The sequence below is a fragment of the Streptomyces sp. OZ13 genome (genome assembly GCF_052068155.1).
Classification (GTDB): Bacteria; Actinomycetota; Actinomycetes; order Streptomycetales; family Streptomycetaceae; genus Streptomyces.
Map to the genome: position 1 here is coordinate 36,249 of NZ_JBQHCZ010000017.1, position 18,523 is coordinate 54,771.

Here is an 18,523-nt window from a genome sequence, read left to right on the forward strand (position 1 = left end):
ACCGTGACCAGTCTCAGCGTCGAGATGCTGGCAGCGGACGCCGTCGAGCCGATCACCTCGGCGGGCAACGCACAGCTGGGCATCGCCGTCCTCGCGGGCATCGCTGTCATCGTTCTGCTCATCACCAAGTTCAAGCTGCACGCCTTCCTGGCGCTGACCATCGGGTCGCTCGCGCTCGGCGCGTTCGCCGGGGCACCGCTCGACAAGGCGATCACCTCGTTCACCGCCGGCCTGGGCTCGACCGTCGCGGGCGTCGGTGTGCTGATCGCCCTGGGCGCGATCCTCGGCAAGCTGCTCGCCGACTCCGGCGGCGCGGACCAGATCGTCGACACGATCCTCGCCAAGGCGAGCGGGCGGGCCATGCCCTGGGCGATGGTGCTGATCGCCTCGATCATCGGACTTCCGCTGTTCTTCGAGGTCGGCATCGTCCTGCTGATCCCGGTCGTGCTCATGGTCGCCAAGCGCGGCAACTACTCGCTGATGCGGATCGGCATCCCGGCGCTCGCGGGTCTGTCCGTGATGCACGGCCTCATCCCGCCGCACCCCGGCCCGCTGGTCGCGATCGACGCCATCGGCGCCAACCTCGGCGTCACCCTGGCCCTCGGCCTGGTCGTCGCGATACCGACCGTCATCATCGCCGGTCCGGTGTTCTCCAAGTACGCCGCGCGCTGGGTGGACATCCCCGCGCCGGAGAAGATGATCCCGCAGCGCGCCTCAGACGACCTGGAGAAGCGGCCGAGCTTCGGCGCCACGGTCGCCACGGTGCTGCTCCCCGTCGTCCTGATGATGGCCAAGGCCCTCGTCGACATCGTGGTGGACGACCCGGAGAACGGCGTCCAGCGCGTCACCGACGTCATCGGCTCTCCGCTGATCGCCCTGCTCGCCGCCGTGATCGTCGGCCTGTTCACGCTGGGACGGGCCGCCGGGTTCACCAAGAGCCGGCTCTCCTCGACCGTCGAGAAGTCGCTCGCCCCGATCGCCGGTGTGCTGCTCATCGTCGGCGCCGGCGGCGGCTTCAAGCAGACGCTGATCGACATCGGTGTCGGACAGATGATCCTGGACTTCTCCAAGGACTGGGCCATCCCGACCCTGCTGCTCGCCTGGCTGATCGCCGTCGCGATCCGGCTCGCGACCGGCTCCGCGACCGTGGCCACGATCTCCGCGGCCGGCCTGGTGGCGCCGCTGGCGGCCGACATGTCGACCTCGCACGCGGCCCTGCTCGTCCTCGCGATCGGCGCCGGCTCGCTGTTCTTCAGCCACGTCAACGACGCCGGCTTCTGGCTGGTGAAGGAGTACTTCGGCATGAGCGTCGGCCAGACGATCAAGACCTGGTCGGTGATGGAGACGATCATCTCGGTCGTCGGCATCGTGTTCGTGCTGCTGTTGTCACTCGTCCTCTAGCCACCTCGGGTGGTGCTCGCGGGCCCACTGGCGCTCGACCGACCCTGTGCGCATGCCACGGCGTGCCTCCGGGTCGGCGAGCGCCATCGCGATGTGCGCGGCGACGGCGATCCCGACAGCCAGGGAGAGCCAGTCGTGCACAAAGGTGGCGCTCGTCCGCCACACCAGCGGCGCGAGGCCGGTGAACCACATCAGCAGACCGGTGCCGAGCATGACCAGCGCCGCTCCGGCGGTCCAGGCCGCGTAGACCTTCTGCCCGGCGTTGAACTTGCCCGCCGGACGCGCCGACGGACCGTGCTCGCGCCGGCGCACGGCACGCAGCCACGCCCGGTCGTACGGCGCGAAGCGGTTCAGCCGGCGCAGATCCGCGCGGAACGCGCGGGAGGCCAGCGCCAGGACGAACGGCACGGGCAGCAGCAGCCCGGCCCACTGGTGGACCGTCACCACGAGGTACCGGCGGCCGACGAGTTCGGCCAGCTGCGGCACGTAGAGCACGGCGGCGGTCACGATGCACAGCAGCATCAGCGCGGCGGTGGTGCGGTGCAGCAGACGCTCGGCGCGGGTGAAGCGCCGTCTGCGGGCGGTGCGTTCCATCGCCTCGTCCGGTGCGGCGGGCTCAGACGGTGGGGGTGTCGGTGCGGCCGTTGGACCGGCCGACCCAGGCGTCGACGTCATAGCCCCGCTCCTCCCAGTAACCGGGCCGGACTGCGGACGTGACCGTGATTCCGGACAGCCACTTCGCCGACTTGTAGAAGTACATCGGCGCCACGTACAGCCGGACCGGGCCGCCGTGCGAATGGCTGACCGGCTTGTCCTGCATCCGCAGCGCGACGAGGACGTCGTCCCGCCGGGCCTGTGCGAGCGTCAGGCTCTCGCTGTAGGTCCCGTCGAAGCAGGTGAACCGGATCGCCCGTGCCTCCGGTCGTACACCGGCGGCGTCCAGCAGTTGCGAGAGCTTCACGCCTTCGAAGGGCGTGTCCGGCACGCGCCACCCGGTGACGCACTGCACGTCCCGCACGATCCGCGTCTGCGGCATGGCCCGGAGGTCGGCCAGTGTGTACGTGGCCGGCTTCCGGACGAGGCCGTCGACGGTGAGGCGGTAGGTCTCCGCGGTCTTGCGGGGCACGGACGACGCGACCGAGTAGTAGCGGAATCCGCCGCCGTTCGGCAGCAGCCCGGTCAGGCCCGTCGGGTCCTTGTCGGCCGCGGCGCCGAGGAAGCTCTCCAGGCCACGCTGCAGATAGGGCGCGCCGGCGACACCGGCGGCGCCGAGACCGAGCATGCCGAGCACGACACGGCGGCCGACGGGGGCGCCGGGACCGTCAGGGCCGGGACCGTCCTGGCCGGCCGGGTCGGAGTGTGGGGACGTCACCCTTCGATTCGAGCACCTGGCCGGGCCGGACGCCAGGGGTGGCGGGGGTGCCGTCAGACTTCCGTCACACATGGGGGCGGGCCGCGCCCCCCGTCCCTATGACACCGCCCTCGCCGCCGCACGGCCCGCCGCGCGGCCCGAGAAGAGGCAGCCGCCGAGGAACGTGCCCTCCAGGGAGCGGTAGCCGTGGACGCCGCCGCCGCCGAAGCCCGCCGCCTCGCCCGCGGCGTACAGGCCCGGCAGCGGGGCGCCGGACCCGTCCAGGACCCGCGAGGACAGGTCCGTCTCCAGGCCGCCGAGCGACTTGCGGGTCAGGATGCCCAGCCGTACGGCGATCAGCGGACCCGCCTTGGGGTCCAGCAGACGGTGCGGCGCGGCGGTGCGGATCAGCTTGTCGCCGAGGTACTTGCGGGCGCCGTGGATCGCCGTGACCTGGAGGTCCTTGGTGAACGGGTTGGCGACCTCCCGGTCCCGCGCCGTGATCTCGCGCCGCAGCTCCGCCTCGTCGATCAGTCCGTCCCCGGTGAGCTCGTTCATGCCGCGCACCAGCGCGCCCAGGTCCTTCTCCACGACGAAGTCGACGCCCTTGTCCATGAACGCCTTCACCGGCGCGGGCACGTCGGCCCTGGCCCGTACGAAGACGTCGCGGACGGACTTGCCCGTCAGGTCCGGGTTCTGCTCTGAGCCCGAGAGGGCGAACTCCTTGCCGATGATCTTCTGGTCGAGCACGAACCAGGTGTAGTCGTGGCCGGTACGCATGATGTGTTCGAGCGTGCCGAGGGTGTCGAAGCCGGGGAACAGCGGCACCGGCAGCCGTCTGCCGCGTGCGTCCAGCCAGAGGGAGGACGGGCCCGGCAGGATGCGGATGCCGTGCCTGGCCCAGATCGGGTCCCAGTTCTCGATGCCCTCGGTGTAGTGCCACATCCGGTCGCGGTTGATGTGGCTCGCGCCGGCGCGCTCGGCGATGCCGAGCATCAGCCCGTCGACGTGCGCGGGGACGCCGGAGAGCATCTTCTTCGGCGGGGTGCCGAGCCGCTTCGGCCACTGCGCGCGGACGAGGTCGTGGTTGCCGCCGATACCACCCGAAGTGACGATCACCGCTTGGGCCTTGAGCTCGAAGGCGCCGGTGACCTCGCGGCTGCTCGCCGCGCCGCGCTCCGCGTCGGACGGCTCGAGGATCTCACCGGTGACGGTGTCCAGACCGCCCGCGCTGCTGCCGAGACCGGTCACCCGGTGCCGGAACCTCAGCTGCACCAGCCCTCTGGCGACTCCTTCACGAACGCGCCGCTCGAAGGGGGCCACCAGGCCGGGGCCGGTGCCCCAGGTGATGTGGAAGCGGGGTACGGAGTTGCCGTGGCCGTTCGCGTCGTAGCCGCCGCGCTCCGCCCAGCCGACCACGGGGAAGAACCGCACGCCCTGCCGGTGCAGCCAGGCCCGCTTCTCCCCCGCGGCGAAGTCGACGTAGGCCTCCGCCCACTTGCGCGGCCAGCGGTCCTCCTCGCGGTCGAAGCCCGCGGTGCCCAGCCAGTCCTGCATGGCGAGGGCGTGGCTGTCCTTGATGCGCATACGGCGCTGCTCGGGCGAGTCGACGAAGAAGAGGCCGCCGAAGGACCAGTGCGCCTGCCCCCCGACGGACCGCTCGGGTTCCTGATCGAGGAGGATGACCTTCCGTCCGGCGTCGACGAGTTCGGCCGTGGCCACGAGGCCCGCGAGTCCTGCCCCGATCACGATCACGTCAGCGTCGTACGCCATGGTTGTCCATTCTCCGTCGGGCCGGTGGCACCCGATCTTCCTTACGGGTGGGTAACTCGTCAATGGCGGACCGGTCAAAGGCGGCGTACGGCGGTGTTTTCATGGGTTCCATGACTTCCGTGCAGCCCGCAGAAGAGATCCTCGACATCGTCGACGAGCACGACCGTGTGATCGGACAGGCCCCGCGCGGCGAGGCATACGCGCGCGGACTGCGCCACCGGTGCGCGTTCATCCTCGTCAGGGACGCCGCGGGACGCGTCTTCGTGCACCGGCGCACGGCCACGAAGCTGGTCTTCCCCTCGATGTACGACATGTTCGTCGGCGGTGTCGTGGGCGCCGGGGAGAGCTACGACGACGCGGCGCTGCGCGAGGCGGAGGAGGAGCTCGGCGTACGCGGACTCCCCCGCCCCGTACCACTGTTCAAGTTCCTCTACGAAGGGGACGGCGGCCCCGGCCCCACCTGGTGGTCGTATGTCTACGAGGTCCGTTGCGAGCTGGCGGTGGAGCCTCAGCCGGAGGAGATCGACTGGTACGGCTTCCTGACGGACGCCGAACTGGAGGCGAGGCTCGGGGCGTGGGAGTGGGTGCCCGACGGGCTGGCCGCGTACGAGCGGCTCAAGGCGCACCGAACGGGCTGAGCGTCCTGGCTCGGAACCCGGGCCGGACGGTGCCGGGCTGTGCCCGGAGCTGGGCCGGAGCCACCGACAGTGCGCGGGTAGGGTGCGCTGCGTGAGCGATTTCCTGCAGAGCCTGCGGCTGTGGTTCGCGCCGGCGCGGATCCGGGAAGAGGGCGACACGCCCGACTACCGGTTCTCGCTCGCCAACGAGCGGACGTTCCTTGCCTGGATCCGTACGGCGCTCGCGCTCATCGGCGGCGGCTTCGCCGTCGACCAGTTCCTGCCGGACCTGCGCTGGGGTGTACGGGCCGGGCTGGCGCTCGCGCTGATCGGCGTCGGGGCGGTGTGCGCGGTACGCGCGGTGAACCACTGGGTCCGGTGCGAGCTGGCGATGCGACGCGGCGAGGATCTGCCGGTGTCCCGGTTCCCGGCGCTGCTGGCCGTCGTCGTCGCGGTCGTCTCCCTCGCCATGGTGGCGGTGGTGGCCTGGGGCGACCTGTGACGGCGCCTCCCGCTCGCGATCCGGGGCTTCAGCCCGAGCGGACCCGGCTGGCCTGGCGCCGGACGACGCTGACCTGCACGGTGGTGGCGGTCCTCGCCGCCCGGCAGACGGCGCAGGACACGGCTCTCGCGGCAGGGCTGAGCGTGGTCGCGTGGCTGGGGTTCCTGTGGGTCGCGCACCGGCGCCTGCGCGCGATGGACGCGGCCAGGCCGGCGGCGATGCCGGTGCGCGGGGCGATCGCGGCGGTCGGGTGCGTGCTGGCTCTGGCCGCGTGCGCCGTGGCGATCGTGGTGTGACAGCGGGTGACGCTCCGTGTCGGACATCTGTTCCCTCGTGGCGTGACGGGCGGCGCGCGGCCGGCGCCGGAGCCGCCGACTAGCCTGGAAGACGGACAGAACGGCACGAAAGCACCCAGAGGTGAGCGCCATGACCGTTGCACACCAGGAGCACACCGCACACGAGCACACGCACGGCCCGTCCTGCGGCCACACCGAGATCCCCCACGGCGACCACATGGACTACGCGCACGACGGGCATCTCCACCGGCAGCACGGGGGGCACTGGGACGAGTGCGAGCCGGGTGAGCACGTGTCGCACAGCGGTCACGCGCACGAGCACGGCGACGGCTGCGGCCACCCTGCCGTGGTGCACGGCGACCACGTCGACTACCTCCACGACGGGCACCGGCACGCGGGGCACGACGGGCACTGGGACGACCACTGACTGACGCGTACGCGGGTCAGTCGGCAGGCCCTGAGGGCCGATTCACCGTCGACACGTCTCCGGGGGAGCCATCGTGCCTGCCACAGATCCCTACACCGTCCGGCTCGCGCCGGGCGTGCACGCCTACGTCCAGCCCGACGGCGGCTGGTGCCTGAACAACGCGGGCTTCGTCAGCGACGGGGAGTCGACGCTCCTCGTCGACACCACGGCCACCGAGCGTCGGGCCCGGGCGCTGCGCGAGGCGCTGCTCGCGACCGGCGCGCCTCTTCCCCGTACCGTCGTCAACACCCACCACCACGGCGACCACACCTACGGCAACGGGGTCTTCCTGCCGGAGGCCGTGGTCGTCGGGCACGCATCGTGCCGGAGCGAGGTGCTCGCGGCGGGCCGCCAGCTCCACCTGATCTGGCCGCAGACGGATTTCGGGGACATCCGGATCACCGCGCCGACCGTCACGTACAGCGACCGGATGACGGTCCATGTGGGGGACGCCGAAGTGCGGCTCGTCCATCCCGGCGGGGTGGCCCACACCGCGGGGGACACGATCGTCCACCTGCCGCGGCAGGACATCGTCTTCACCGGTGACCTGGTCTTCCAGGGCGGTACGCCGTTCGTCCCGATGGGCTCGCTGAGCGGCTCGCTGCGGGCGCTCGACGTACTGCGCTCCCTGGGGGCGGAGACCGTGGTGCCCGGCCACGGACCGATCACCGACCCGTCGGCCTACGACGCGACGGAGCGTTACCTGCGCTTCGTCGCCGAAGTGGCCGAGGAGGGCCACGCCAAGGGGCTCAGTCCGCTGGAGACGGCACGCGCGGCGGATCTCGGCGTGTTCGCCGAACTGCGGGAGAGCGAACGGCTGGTGGCCAACCTGCACCGGGCGTACGCGGAGCTGGAGGGGCTCCCCCAGGGCTCCCCGCTCGATCCCGCCGTGGTGTTCGCGGACATGGCGGCGATGAACGGCGGGGTGCCGGTGGCCTGCCACGCCTGACCTCTCGGCGCGTTCCGCCCCCTCGAGCGGGCCGTCCCCGAGGGGGCCGGCGCCTGTCGTGCGAGTGTGATCCTGGCATCGCTTTCCACCGGGCCACTGGACGACATACCGACTGGTCGGTCATCATGAACGCGTTCCCAGGACCGCCCCCCGGAGGTGCGCACCATGAGCTCAGTCCCCCCAGGCCTCGATCCCGAGCAGCTGCGCGGCCATCTCGACCGTGAGCGGCCCGGACTGGTGGGCGGACCGCTCAGCGCCCGGCTGATCCAGGGCGGCCGCTCCAACCTCACGTACGCCGTCACCGACGGCACCAACCGGTGGGTGGTGCGCCGGCCGCCGCTCGGCCATGTGCTGGCGACGGCGCACGACATGAAGCGCGAGCACCGGGTCATCAGCGCCCTGGCGCCGACCGCCGTCCCGGTGCCGCAGCCCGTGCTGCTGTGCGAGGACGAATCGGTCATCGGGTCGCCGTTCTACGTCATGGAGTTCGTGGACGGCACCCCCTACCGCACGGCGGAGCAATTGGCCCCGCTCGGTGCGGAGCGCACCCGGGACGCCGTCCTCGCCCTCGTCGACACCCTCGTCGAGCTGCACGCCGTGGACCCGGCGGCCGTCGGGCTCGGCGACTTCGGCCGGCCGGAGGGCTTCCTCGACCGGCAACTGCGGCGCTGGGGCAAGCAGCTGGCGGCCTCTCGGGGCCGCGACCTGGCCGGCATCGACGAGCTGCACGCCGCGCTCGGGCGCGCGCTGCCCGACTCCCCCGCCGCCACCGTGGTCCACGGCGACTACCGCCTCGACAACGTCCTGATCGGCGACGACGACCGGATCAAGGCCGTCCTGGACTGGGAGATGTCGACCCTCGGCGACCCGCTGACCGACCTCGGCCTGCTGGTCATGTACAGCAAGCGGCTGGAACTGCCCGACTCCCCCGTCAGCACCACCGCGGGCGCCGCCGGCCACCCGTCCCCCGCCGAACTGATCGAGCGGTACGCGGAGCGCTCCGGCCGGGACACCTCGGCGATCTCCTGGTACGAGGCGTTCGCCTGGTTCAAGCTCGCGGTGATCCTCGAGGGCATCCACTACCGGTACACCCTCGGCCAGACCGTCGGCGCCGGATTCGACCGGATCGGCGATCTCGTCCCCCTCTTCATCGAGCACGGCCTCACCACCCTTCAGGAAGGCTGAGTACCTCATGGACTTCGCATTCGACGCGCGCACCGAAGAACTCCGCGGAAAACTGCTCGCCTTCATGGACGAGCACGTCTACCCGGCCGAGAAGATCGCGGAGGAGCAGCGCGCCGAGCTCGCCTCCCCCTGGGACACGCCCGCGATCGTGGAGGAACTCAAGGCAGAGGCCCGCAAGCAGGGACTGTGGAACCTCTTCCTCCCCGACTCCCAGTACGGCGCCGGGCTGACCAACCTCCAGTACGCACCGCTCGCCGAGATCACCGGCCGCAGCCCGCACCTCGCGCCGACCGCGCTGAACTGCGCGGCCCCGGACACCGGCAACATGGAGGTGCTCACCCAGTTCGGCTCCGACGCGCAGAAGAAGCAGTGGCTCGAGCCGCTGCTCGCGGGCGAGATCCGCTCGGCGTTCGCGATGACCGAGCCCGAGGTGGCCTCCTCCGACGCGACCAACATCCGCACCCGCATCGACCGGGACGGCGACGACTACGTCGTCAACGGCCGCAAGTGGTACATCTCCGGGGCCATGAACCCGGACTGCAAGATCCTGATCGTCATGGGCAAGACCGACCCGGACGGCGAGGACATCCGCCGCCAGCAGTCGATGATCCTGGTGCCCAGCGACACCCCCGGCGTGCAGATACGACGCGCGATGCAGGTGTACGGCTACGAGGACCACTCCCACGGCGGCCACGCCGAAGTCGTCTTCGACGACGTGCGGGTCCCGGCGACGAACCTGATCGGCGAGGAGGGCGGCGGCTTCGCCATCGCCCAGGCGCGGCTGGGACCGGGCCGTATCCACCACTGCATGCGGCTGATCGGCATGGCGGAGCGCGCGATCGAGCTGATGTGCCGGCGGGCCGTCTCCCGTACCGCCTTCGGCAAGCCGATCGCGCAGCAGGGCGTCGTCCAGAACTGGATCGCCGACGCGCGGGTCACCGTGGAGCAGCTGCGGCTGCTGGTGCTGAAGACGGCGTGGCTGATGGACACGGTCGGCAACCGCGGGGCGCACACCGAGATCCAGGCGATCAAGATCGCCACGCCGCGGGCGGTCGTCGACATCCTCGACAAGGCCGTCCAGGCGCACGGCGCGGGCGGCGTCAGCCAGGACTTCCCGCTGGCGGAGCTGTGGGCGTCGGCGCGGACGCTGAAGCTGGCGGACGGGCCGGACGAGGTGCACCAGCGGTCGCTGGCGCGGCGGGAGCTGAAGAAGTACATGTGACGTGGTCGGGGCGGCCCCGCTGGGCGGGGCCGCTCCCGGAACCGGGCTCCGCCCGGACCCGGCACCGCGCTCCGCGCGGTGTTTCGGGGGCTCTGCCCCCGGACCCCCGCGCCTCAAACGCCGGCGAGGCCGGAGTTGCCCGGCCAGGCCGGAGTGCCTCCGTCGGCGGGGCCGATTCGCGGAGCGAATCCCGCCAGGCGCCGGGGGGCCGCACGCAGCCCGGATCGCCGCCCGCAAGGCGATACAAGGTCCGCACACATCACGGAACCGCCGCCCGCAGGGCGGTACGGTCCGCACGCAGCACAGTACGCAGCCCGCAAGGGGGTACGGGCACCGCACGCCAGCCCGGGACACCGCCGCAAGGCGATACAAGTCCGCGCCCAGCCCGGAACCGCCGTCCACAGGGCGGTACAGGTCCGCGCCCAGCCCGGAACCTCGCCTGCAAGGCGGTACGGGTCCACACCCATCACGGAACTGCCGCCCACAGGGCGGTACGGTCCGCGCGCAGCCCGGATCGCCGCCCGCAAGGCGGTACGGATCCACACCCATCACGGAACCGCCGCCCGCAGGGCGGTACAGGGTCCGGGCGAAGCCCGGTTGCGGGAAGGGGCGGGGCGGGGACAGGCCCGCCGCAGGCGCACGCCCCGGCAGCGGAAGTCCGCCGCAGGCGACATGCCCGCCCCGACGCCACGCCCCCCGCGCAGCGGACGAGCCACGCGGCGGGCACGACCGCCCCGCTATGGCCGCAGCGCCCTCAGCAGCAGGTCCGCCAAGTGGTCCGCGACCTGTTGCTTCGTCAGGGGGCCGTCCGGGCGGTACCAGGTCGACAGGTGGTGGATCGAGCCGAAGTGGTAGTCGACCACCAGGTCCGCCGGGGTGGCCGACGAGAAGACGCCGTCCCGCTGCCCCTCCTCCACCAGCGCGCGGAAGCGCTCGTGGTAGCGGCGGCGTTCCGCGCGTACCTGCTTGTGCTTCTCCGGGCTCAGGTGGTGCATGGAGCGGAAGAAGATGTCCGCGTCGTCGAGGTTCTCGATCGTGGTGACGACGACGTCCGCCGCCGCCCCGCGCAGCCGGGTCTCGACGGGCTCGTCGGCGTCCGCGTAAGCGTCGAGGCGCTGCTGCTGGACGCGGAGCACGCGGGCGTAGACCTCCTGGAGGAGGTCCTCCTTCGAACCGAAGTAGTGGTAGAGCGCGCCCTTGGTGACGCCGGCCGCCTCCACGATCTCCTGGACCGATGTGCGGTCGTAGCCGCGTTCCGCGAAGAGGCGGGTGGCGGCGGCCAGCAGCCTCTGCGGGACGGGGGTGCCGTCCCCGTCCGTCGTCCTGGCCATTGCCGCCACCCGCCTTTCTCGCTGTCTTCGGTGTGCTGTCCGTGCCGTGCTCGGTCGGCTGCTACGCGGGGGAACGCAGTTCCCGCCTGAGGATCTTCCCACTTGTCGTCTTGGGGAGCTCCGGCAGGACCTCGACCTCGCGGGGGTACTTGTAGGCGGCCAGCCGCTCGGCGCAGTACGCGGAGATCTCTTCCGGTTCCGCCACCGCCCCGGGCCGCAGGCTGACGAACGCCTTCACGCTCTCGCCCCGGTAGGCGTCGGGGATGCCCACGACGGCCGCCTCGCGGACGGCGGGGTGGGTGTAGAGGACGTCCTCGACCTCGCGCGGCCAGACCTTGAAGCCGGAGGCGTTGATCATGTCCTTCTTGCGGTCGACGACGTAGAGCCAGCCGTCCTCGTCCATGAAGCCGATGTCGCCGGTGCGCAGTTCGCCGTCGGGGAAGGCCTCCGCGGTGGCCTCGGGGAGCCGCCAGTAGCCGGGCACGACCTGCGGGCCGGAGACCGCGATCTCGCCCTGCTCGCCGAAGGGCACGTCCTCGCCCTTGTCGTCGATGATCCGGACGACCGTGTCGGGGCCGGGAAGTCCGACGGAGAGGGTGCCGGAGGCCGGGTCGACGGGGGCCTCCCTCTCCGGGGGGACGGAAGCGCAGGGGGCGGTGCACTCCGTGAGCCCGTAGCCGTTGCGGATGTAGGGGCCGAAGCCGGCTCTGAACTTCTCGACGAGCGCGGGCGGCACGGGCGCCCCGCCGGAGGAGATCACCCGGAAGGACTCGAAGTGCTCCGGCGTGGCCGAGGGGTGGGCGCCGAGGGCCATGAAGGCGGTCGACGGGCCGACGGTGTACGCGGGGCGGTGCTCGAGGAACGCGTCGAGGACGACACCGGCCTCGAAGCGGTAGGCGAGTGCCAGGGTGCCCGCGTTGGCGATGCAAGCGGCGAGCTGGCAGACCATGCCGGTGATGTGGAACAGCGGCGCGAGCACGAAGTAGCAGGCGCCTTCGGGCACGGGGTGGCCGGTGCGCTGGCGTTCCGCGTTGTAGGTGATGCCGCCGTGCAGGTTCATGGCGCCCTTGGGGGTGCCGCTGGTGCCGGACGTGTAGCTGATCAGTGCGACGTCGGTGGCCGTGAGTTCACGGCCGGCCGGCGCCGGGAGGCCCTGGCGGGCGACGGCCAGGAGGTCGTCCGCGTCGTCGGCGGGCGCGGTGCGCTCGAAGCCGAGGACCCGTTCGTCGCCCCGCGTCTGAAGGTCGAGCTCGCAGGCGGTGAGGGCCATCCGGACGGGCGACGCGGCGGCGCAGTCGCGCAGGTGTCCCTCCCAGGCGCGGTCGGAGCAGATCAGCGCGCTCACCTCGGCGTCGGCGAGGACGTGCGCGACCTCGCCCGACTTGTACATCGGGTTGAGGGGGACGACGGTGGCTCCGGCCTTCCACGCGCCGAGCAGGGCGATCACGAAGTGGGGGGTGTTCTGAAGCATGATCGCGACCCGGTCCCCGCGGGAGATCCCGCGGGCGGCGAGGTGCCCGGCGACGGAGTCGGACAGTTCGTCGGTCTCGCGGTAGGTCAGGCGCCCGTCGAAGTAGGCGAGCGCCGTGTGACCGGGGGCCCGGCCGACGGCGGCGCGGAAGGCGTGCAGCACGGTCGCGGGCGGGTCGACCGGCGCCCGCTGGGCGTCGCTGAGCTGGGAGAGCCAGGGCCTGGCGGCGTAGATCGAGCTCATCGGCGGGCCTCCTCCCACTTCTGCTGGAGGTGGCTCATGCCGGCCAGCCAGCGGTCGTTCTGCGTCGCGCGGGCCGCGTAGTATCCGGCGACCTCCGCGTGCGGCAGGACGAGGAAGCGGTCCTCCGCCATGGCCTCGAAGAGGGAGTCGGCGACGTCCTCGGGCTCGATCGCGGTGGGGGTGAGGACGAGTTCGCCGGCGCTGCCGCTGGCGGTCAGCATGTCGGTCCGTACACCCTGGGGGCAGATCGCGTGGACCTTGATGCCGCGGTGCCGGTAGGTGAGGGAGAGCCACTCGGCGTAGGCGAGGGCGCCGTGCTTGCTGACGCTGTAGGGCGCCGCGCCGATCATGGTGAGGAGTCCGGCGGCGGAGACGGTGGACACGAAGCGTCCGGAGCCGCGCTCGAGCCAGTCCGGGAGCAGGATCCTGCTCGCGCGGACATGGGCCATCACGTTGACGTCCCAGGCCGCGGCCCATACGTCCTCGTCGGCGAAGGCGTCGCCGCCGGAGGCGAGCCCGGCGTTGGCGCAGTAGACGTCCACGACGCCGCCGAGGGCGTCACGGGCCTCCTCGACGATCTGTGAGGCGTCGCCGGGCACGGCGACGGCGCCGATCTCGTCGGCGACGGTCTTGGCCTTGCCGGGGTCGATGTCGTTGACGACCACCTTGGCGCCTTCCGCGGCGAAGCGGCGGGCGAGTGCGGCTCCGATGCCTCCGCCCGCGCCCGTGACCACAACCCCAGCACCTTGCACCGTACTCATCAGCTCCGCCTTTCCGTACCCAGGTCCCGTGGCCGCAGACTAACCAGTCGGTATGTCACTTCGGAAGGGGGGCACAACCACTTGCCGGGGTCGTTCCCCGGGACCGACATGAGCGCTAGCGTGCAGTGGTCATGACACACGGCGATCACGGAGGTAGCTCGATGAGCCTGTCCAGACGGGGTTTGCTGGTCGCGGGCGGCGGCGCGGTGGGTGCACTCGCCGCGGCCCCCACGCCCGCCGCGGCCCAGGGTCGCGGCCGCGTCCACACCGGTTTCGAACGCCTGGCGGCCGACGGGTACGCGGCATTGTCCGGGCAGCGCGTCGGCATGGTCACCAACCCGACGGGCATCGCCCGCGACGTACGCCACATCGTGGACGTGATGCACGCCGACGACCGCGTGGACCTCGTCGCGGTCTTCGGCCCCGAGCACGGCTTCCGCGGCACCGCGCAGGCCGGCGGCTCCGAGGGCCGCTACGACGACCCGGCGACGGGGCTGCCCGTCTACGACACGTACCTCAAGAGCGGACAGCCGCTCGCCGACATCTTCACGGCCTCCGGCGTGGACACCGTCGTCTTCGACATCCAGGACGCGGGCGCCCGCTTCTACACGTACATCTGGACGCTGTTCGACTGCATGCAGGCGGCGGCCCTCGCCGGCAAGCGCTTCGTCGTCCTCGACCGGCCGAACCCGGTCACCGGCAGGGCGGCGCTCGGGCCGGTGCTCGACAAGGCCTTCGCGACGTTCGTGGGCCGGGAACCGATCTCCCAGGCACACGGCATGACCGTTGCCGAACTGGCGCTGCTGTTCAACGGCGAGTTCCTGTCCCGGCCGGTCGAGCTCGACATCGTACGGATGTCGGGGTGGCGGCGGGGGGACTTCTTCGACGACACGGGCCTGCCGTGGGTCCCGCCCAGCCCCAACATGCCCACCCCGGAGACAGCGCTGGTCTACTCCGGCACCTGCCTGTTCGAGGGCACGAACCTTTCGGAGGGCCGCGGCACCACCCGCCCCTTCGAGCTGCTGGGCGCGGAGGGCATCGGCCCGGCCTGGGCGGAGGCGGCCAACGGTCTCGGTCTGCCCGGCGTCCGCTTCCGTGAGGCGTACTTCGCGCCCACCTTCTCCAAGTGGCAGGGCAAGACCGTCGGCGGAGTGCAGCTCCACGTCCACGACCGCAAGGCCTTCGACCCGGTCCGCGCGGGGATCGGCCTGCTGGTGACGGCGAAGCGGAGCTGGAGCGGCTTCGCCTGGCGCTCCGACAACTGGATCGACAAGCTCACCGGTTCCACCCGCGTACGCACCCTGATCGACGCGGGCGCGGACACCGACGAGGTCGTCGGCGCCTGGCAGGACGATCTGGCCGCCTTCAGGGCCGTACGGAAGCGGTACCTGCGCTACTGAGTGACGGTCGCACGGCCGGCACCACCGCGCCCGCGGCGAAGGGGCCGGCGGGGAAGCCGGTGGAGAGTCCGGTGGGGAAATCCCCACCGCGGTAAGGGGACCCGCCCCATCGCCGGGCGGCCGCCGCGTCGCGAGGCTGGGTCCATGGATCATTCACCGCGTCACCCCTTACGGCCCTGGCTGCTGTTCCTGTTGCCGGCCCTGCTGTCGCTCGTCGTGGCAGGGCCGGTGCGCGCGGATCCCCACCACGACTCCCCCGTGCGCGCGATCGCGCGGGCGGCGGAGCCGCTGCGGGACCTGCGTCCGCTGGAGAAGGCGGTCGGATCCGCGACGATCGTCGGCGTCGGCGAGGCGACCCACGGCTCCTCCGAGTTCTTCACCACCAAGCACCGGCTGTTCCGGTACCTGGTCGAGCACAAGGGCTTCACCACCTACGCCCTGGAGGCGAACTGGAGCGCCGGGCTCCGGCTCAACGACTATGTCCTGTACGGGAAGGGCGACCCTCGCACGATCATGCGCGAGGAGTTCCAGGAGTCGTATCTGATCTGGCACACCCGCGAGTATCTGGACCTGGTCCGCTGGATGCGGCAGCACAACCTCCGTCACCCGCACCGGCAGGTGCAGTTCATGGGCAACGACCTCGCCTACGCGGGTCCGCGGCTGTTCGACGAGGTGACCGGTTACGTCGCGGAGCACTACCCGTGGCTGCTGCCCGAGTTCCGCCGGCTCTATGCGGCGTCCCGGCCGACGGGCGGCGTCGAGGACACCATCAAGGGCAATCTGCGCCGGCCGCTCCCCGAGCGCCGTGCCATGGCGCAGGACGTACAGCGGGCCCTCGCCCTGCTGGAGCGGCAGCGGCCGGGACCCGACCGGGTCAGGCATGCCTGGATCGTCCAGCACGCCAGGGCGATCGCCCAGACCGGGACCGAGTTCTCCTACGACCTGTTCGACCCCGCTCAGGTGGGGGCCGCGATGCGCTACCGGGACCAGGTCATGGCGGAGAACACGGTCTGGTGGCAGCGGCGGACCGGGCACCGCATGCTGCTCTCCGCCCACAACGGCCATGTCCGCCTCGAGACCAACAGCCCCGAGCGCTATCCGAAGGTCCAGGGCACTTTCCTGCGGGAGATGGTGGGCGACGACTACGTCAGCGTCGGCTTCACCTTCGGCCGCGGCTCGTTCAACGCCCTGGACCTCACCGATCCCGCGGAACCCCTGCGCACCTTCTCCGTGGGCCGGCCGGCGCCGGGCAGCAACGAGCACACGCTGGAGCGGGTGGCGCCCCACGACTACTACCTGGACCTGCGTACCGCTCCCCCGGCCGCCCGTGCGTGGCTGGGAGGCACCCGGCCGTCGAGGGACATCGGCAACGCCTGGCCCGCCGAACCCGAACCGCTGCGGCTGCTCTCCTCGTACGACGTCCTGGTCCATCTGCACCGCGTCAGCGCGGCCGACCGTCTCTGACCTCTCGCGGGGTATGGCCGTTTCTCCTCTTGCGCAGGATGCTGGGCCAGCAGCGGAGCGCAAGGGGAGGGGCGGGCCATGGCGGGCATGAGTGTGCAGCCGTACCGGGAGATCTGCTTCGACGCGGACGGCGACCCGGGCGGCGGTCCGTACGACACGCTCGCCGGGCTGGAGGTCACCGATCTCGTCGTCTTCGCACATGGCTGGAACAACTCCCCCGCTCTGGCCCGCCGGCTGCACTCCGCGTTCTTCGCGCCCTTCCCCAAACTGGCGGGCGGCAGGCCGGGCACGCAGGTCGGGTACGCCGGCGTGCTGTGGCCCTCGATGCGGTTCCCCGACGAGCCGTTCCCAGGCTCGGAACAGGCCGTCGACGCGCCGGCGCGGGGCGCCGGGCTGGACGGGGCGACGCGCGAGCTGCTCACCGGTCTGTTCCCGGGACACACGGGGACCGTCGGGCGGCTGGCGTGGCTGCTCGGCGAACAGCCGGACTCCCGGGCGGCCTTCGCCGAATTCGGAATGCTGGCGAGGCAGTTGGCGGCGGTCCCGCCGGGCGGCCTGGAGGCGGGCTTCGCCGAGGACCTGCCGCGCGACGAGCAGGGACCGCCGGCCGTCCTGTACGAGGACACCCTGACGCTCTGCCGACGTCTCGCGGCGGCCCTCGGCGTCCACGCACCGGACGGTGCTGCGGGGCCGGCCTGGCGGGGCGCGAAGGAGCTGCTGCGCCAGACGACGTACTACGCGATGAAACGGCGGGCCGGCACCGTCGGCGAGCTGGGTCTCGGTCCGCTGCTGGGACGGCTGTCCCGCTCCGCACCGCAGGTGCGCGTGCATCTCGTCGGCCACGGTCACGGCGCGAGGCTGGTCGCGTTCGCGCTGCGCGGGCTGCCGGAGGGGGCGTGCAACGTGAAGTCGGTGACGCTGCTCCAGGCGGCGTTCTCCCACTACGCGTTCGCCACCGGCCTGCCGCACGCGCCGTCCCGCCGCGGGGTGCTGGGCGGCTTCGAGCAGCTGGTCGACGGGCCGGTGGTGGCGTGCCATTCACGGCACGACACCGCGCTCGGAGTGTTCTACCCACTGGCGTCGAGCCTGGCCGGCGACACGCCGGACGCGGCGGGCACGGACCCGCGGTGGTGGGCGATGGGACACGACGGAATCCAGGGCGTCGCGAACACGCCCCGGCTGACGCTGGACGAGGCGCTGCGCGGCGGGGTTCCGGCCGCGGGTTGCGTCAGCGTCGACGCCTCCGCCGTGGTGCGCCACGGCCGTCCGCCGACGGGCGCTCACGGTGACATCTGTCATGAGGAACTGGCACGGGTGGTGCTGACGGCTGGACGGATAGGGGGCGCCGTGCCAGGGACGTGATCCGGCCGAACCGGCACGTTTCTCTTTTCGATGGAGCCGAAACGGGCACTCCTACGTCCATTCTTCAACGCCGATGTACCAGCGACGGAGGTGGACTTGCGATGGCCGGTTTCCGGAGTCTCGCGAGACAGGTGCGTGACCCACGGTGTGACCTGGCGCTGCGGCGCTACTCACTGCGCAAATGTTTGGAACGCTTCGCCCCGTACGGGCACCGCGCCACATGGGACCACCTGTGCGGCAGGCACCGTATCGACCCGGAGGACAGGGCCCCGGATCCGGCGCGGCTGGTGGCCGCGCTCGAGGAACTCGAAGAGGCGCGGGCCGTCTGGCTCGCCTACGAGGACAACTTCGCGGACCGCCGCAAACGGGAGAAGCACGACGGGCTGCGGCGGCCCGGACACATCGACGACTGGCACCGCAGGACGTGGGGCGGCAACGGTGTGGCCCGCTGCGACACCTGGACGGAGCACCCGTCGGCGCCGTTGGCCGAGGTGCTGCGCCGCCTGATCGGCGCGCTGGAGGCGGAGCCGGGCAGAGCCTGCCCGGTGTGCTCGGACACGCACATCGTGTGGCGGCAGGACCTGGAGCACGAACCGTGGTCCGGTCCGGTCTGCACCGGCTGCGGCATCGTCGTCCCCCAGCCCGTGCTGACGGCGAAAGCCGTCGCCGCGGCGAAGCGGGCGGGCCGGCGCGAGCTCGCGTCCGTCGCCTGAGACGCGGGGGTTCCGG

18 protein-coding genes are annotated in these 18,523 nt (G+C 71.8%); 12 read left to right on the plus strand and 6 right to left on the minus strand.

Translation table 11 applies throughout. From position 1 onward, the window contains the following. Positions 1-3 precede the first annotated feature (3 nt). Complete coding sequence (locus ACTMTU_RS29520; protein ID WP_441266485.1) at positions 4-1,401, plus strand: GntT/GntP/DsdX family permease; 1,398 nt, start codon at positions 4-6, stop codon at positions 1,399-1,401. On the opposite strand, the gene ACTMTU_RS29525 is transcribed toward ACTMTU_RS29520, so the two are convergent. From ACTMTU_RS29525 to ACTMTU_RS29535, 3 genes are all read right to left on the minus strand, one after another. Beyond that, positions 1,387-2,076 carry a cytochrome b/b6 domain-containing protein gene (locus ACTMTU_RS29525; protein ID WP_441266486.1) on the minus strand — a complete coding sequence of 230 codons (690 nt, stop codon included), beginning with the start codon at positions 2,074-2,076 and terminating at the stop codon, positions 1,387-1,389. The genes ACTMTU_RS29520 and ACTMTU_RS29525 overlap by 15 nt on opposite strands. Further along, complete coding sequence (locus ACTMTU_RS29530; RefSeq protein WP_441266597.1) at positions 2,018-2,683, minus strand: molybdopterin-dependent oxidoreductase; 666 nt, start codon at positions 2,681-2,683, stop codon at positions 2,018-2,020. The genes ACTMTU_RS29525 and ACTMTU_RS29530 overlap by 59 nt, the downstream gene beginning before the upstream one ends. Positions 2,684-2,869: 186 nt before the next feature. Further along, positions 2,870-4,525, minus strand: coding sequence for an FAD-binding dehydrogenase (locus ACTMTU_RS29535; protein WP_441266487.1), 1,656 nt, complete (start codon positions 4,523-4,525; stop codon positions 2,870-2,872). A 110-nt stretch (positions 4,526-4,635) separates the two neighbouring features. Here ACTMTU_RS29535 and ACTMTU_RS29540 point away from each other — a divergent pair, with 110 nt between their 5' ends. The 7 genes from ACTMTU_RS29540 to ACTMTU_RS29570 all read left to right on the plus strand — a co-directional run bounded on the left by ACTMTU_RS29540 (position 4,636) and on the right by ACTMTU_RS29570 (position 9,762). Beyond that, positions 4,636-5,163: an NUDIX hydrolase gene (locus tag ACTMTU_RS29540; protein ID WP_441266488.1), complete on the plus strand. Its 528-nt coding sequence runs from the start codon at positions 4,636-4,638 to the stop codon at positions 5,161-5,163. A 91-nt stretch (positions 5,164-5,254) separates the two neighbouring features. Continuing rightward, positions 5,255-5,644, plus strand: a complete 390-nt coding sequence (locus ACTMTU_RS29545) for a YidH family protein (protein WP_441266489.1) — start codon at positions 5,255-5,257, stop codon at positions 5,642-5,644. Further along, positions 5,641-5,940 carry a DUF202 domain-containing protein gene (locus ACTMTU_RS29550; protein WP_441266490.1) on the plus strand — a complete coding sequence of 100 codons (300 nt, stop codon included), beginning with the start codon at positions 5,641-5,643 and terminating at the stop codon, positions 5,938-5,940. The genes ACTMTU_RS29545 and ACTMTU_RS29550 overlap by 4 nt, the downstream gene beginning before the upstream one ends. Before the next feature lie 130 nt (positions 5,941-6,070). Next, entirely contained in the window at positions 6,071-6,367 is a 297-nt protein-coding gene (locus tag ACTMTU_RS29555; protein WP_441266491.1) for a hypothetical protein, read from the plus strand. Between the two features lie 73 nt (positions 6,368-6,440). After that, positions 6,441-7,355 (plus strand): MBL fold metallo-hydrolase, encoded by a 915-nt coding sequence (locus ACTMTU_RS29560; RefSeq protein ID WP_441266492.1) that lies wholly within the window; start codon positions 6,441-6,443, stop codon positions 7,353-7,355. A gap of 165 nt (positions 7,356-7,520) precedes the next feature. Next, a complete protein-coding gene (locus ACTMTU_RS29565) occupies positions 7,521-8,540 on the plus strand; it encodes a phosphotransferase family protein (RefSeq protein ID WP_441266493.1) in 1,020 nt (339 codons plus the stop codon). Between the two features lie 7 nt (positions 8,541-8,547). Further along, positions 8,548-9,762, plus strand: a complete 1,215-nt coding sequence (locus tag ACTMTU_RS29570) for an acyl-CoA dehydrogenase family protein (RefSeq protein ID WP_441266494.1) — start codon at positions 8,548-8,550, stop codon at positions 9,760-9,762. Positions 9,763-10,499: 737 nt separating this feature from the next. Here the strand turns inward: ACTMTU_RS29570 and ACTMTU_RS29575 are convergent. The 3 genes from ACTMTU_RS29575 to ACTMTU_RS29585 form a co-directional block, all read right to left on the minus strand. Then, positions 10,500-11,093, minus strand: a complete 594-nt coding sequence (locus tag ACTMTU_RS29575) for a TetR/AcrR family transcriptional regulator (RefSeq protein ID WP_441266495.1) — start codon at positions 11,091-11,093, stop codon at positions 10,500-10,502. A gap of 61 nt (positions 11,094-11,154) precedes the next feature. Continuing rightward, the gene (locus ACTMTU_RS29580) at positions 11,155-12,807 is read right to left on the minus strand and encodes an AMP-binding protein (RefSeq protein ID WP_441266496.1); all 1,653 of its coding nucleotides are present in this window, start codon (positions 12,805-12,807) and stop codon (positions 11,155-11,157) included. Beyond that, on the minus strand, positions 12,804-13,568 hold the full coding sequence (locus tag ACTMTU_RS29585) for an SDR family oxidoreductase (protein WP_441266497.1): 765 nt from the start codon (positions 13,566-13,568) through the stop codon (positions 12,804-12,806). The genes ACTMTU_RS29580 and ACTMTU_RS29585 overlap by 4 nt, the downstream gene beginning before the upstream one ends. Positions 13,569-13,729: 161 nt before the next feature. Between ACTMTU_RS29585 and ACTMTU_RS29590 the strand changes: the two genes are divergently transcribed. The 4 genes from ACTMTU_RS29590 (at position 13,730) to ACTMTU_RS29605 (ending at position 18,507) form a co-directional block, all read left to right on the plus strand. Further along, positions 13,730-14,968 (plus strand): exo-beta-N-acetylmuramidase NamZ family protein, encoded by a 1,239-nt coding sequence (locus tag ACTMTU_RS29590; RefSeq protein ID WP_441266498.1) that lies wholly within the window; start codon positions 13,730-13,732, stop codon positions 14,966-14,968. 144 nt (positions 14,969-15,112) lie between these two features. After that, complete coding sequence (locus ACTMTU_RS29595; protein WP_441266499.1) at positions 15,113-16,432, plus strand: erythromycin esterase family protein; 1,320 nt, start codon at positions 15,113-15,115, stop codon at positions 16,430-16,432. Between the two features lie 78 nt (positions 16,433-16,510). Further along, positions 16,511-17,794 carry a serine-threonine protein kinase gene (locus tag ACTMTU_RS29600; protein WP_441266500.1) on the plus strand — a complete coding sequence of 428 codons (1,284 nt, stop codon included), beginning with the start codon at positions 16,511-16,513 and terminating at the stop codon, positions 17,792-17,794. A gap of 101 nt (positions 17,795-17,895) precedes the next feature. Beyond that, the gene (locus tag ACTMTU_RS29605) at positions 17,896-18,507 is read left to right on the plus strand and encodes a hypothetical protein (RefSeq protein WP_441266501.1); all 612 of its coding nucleotides are present in this window, start codon (positions 17,896-17,898) and stop codon (positions 18,505-18,507) included. Positions 18,508-18,523: the final 16 nt, after the last annotated feature.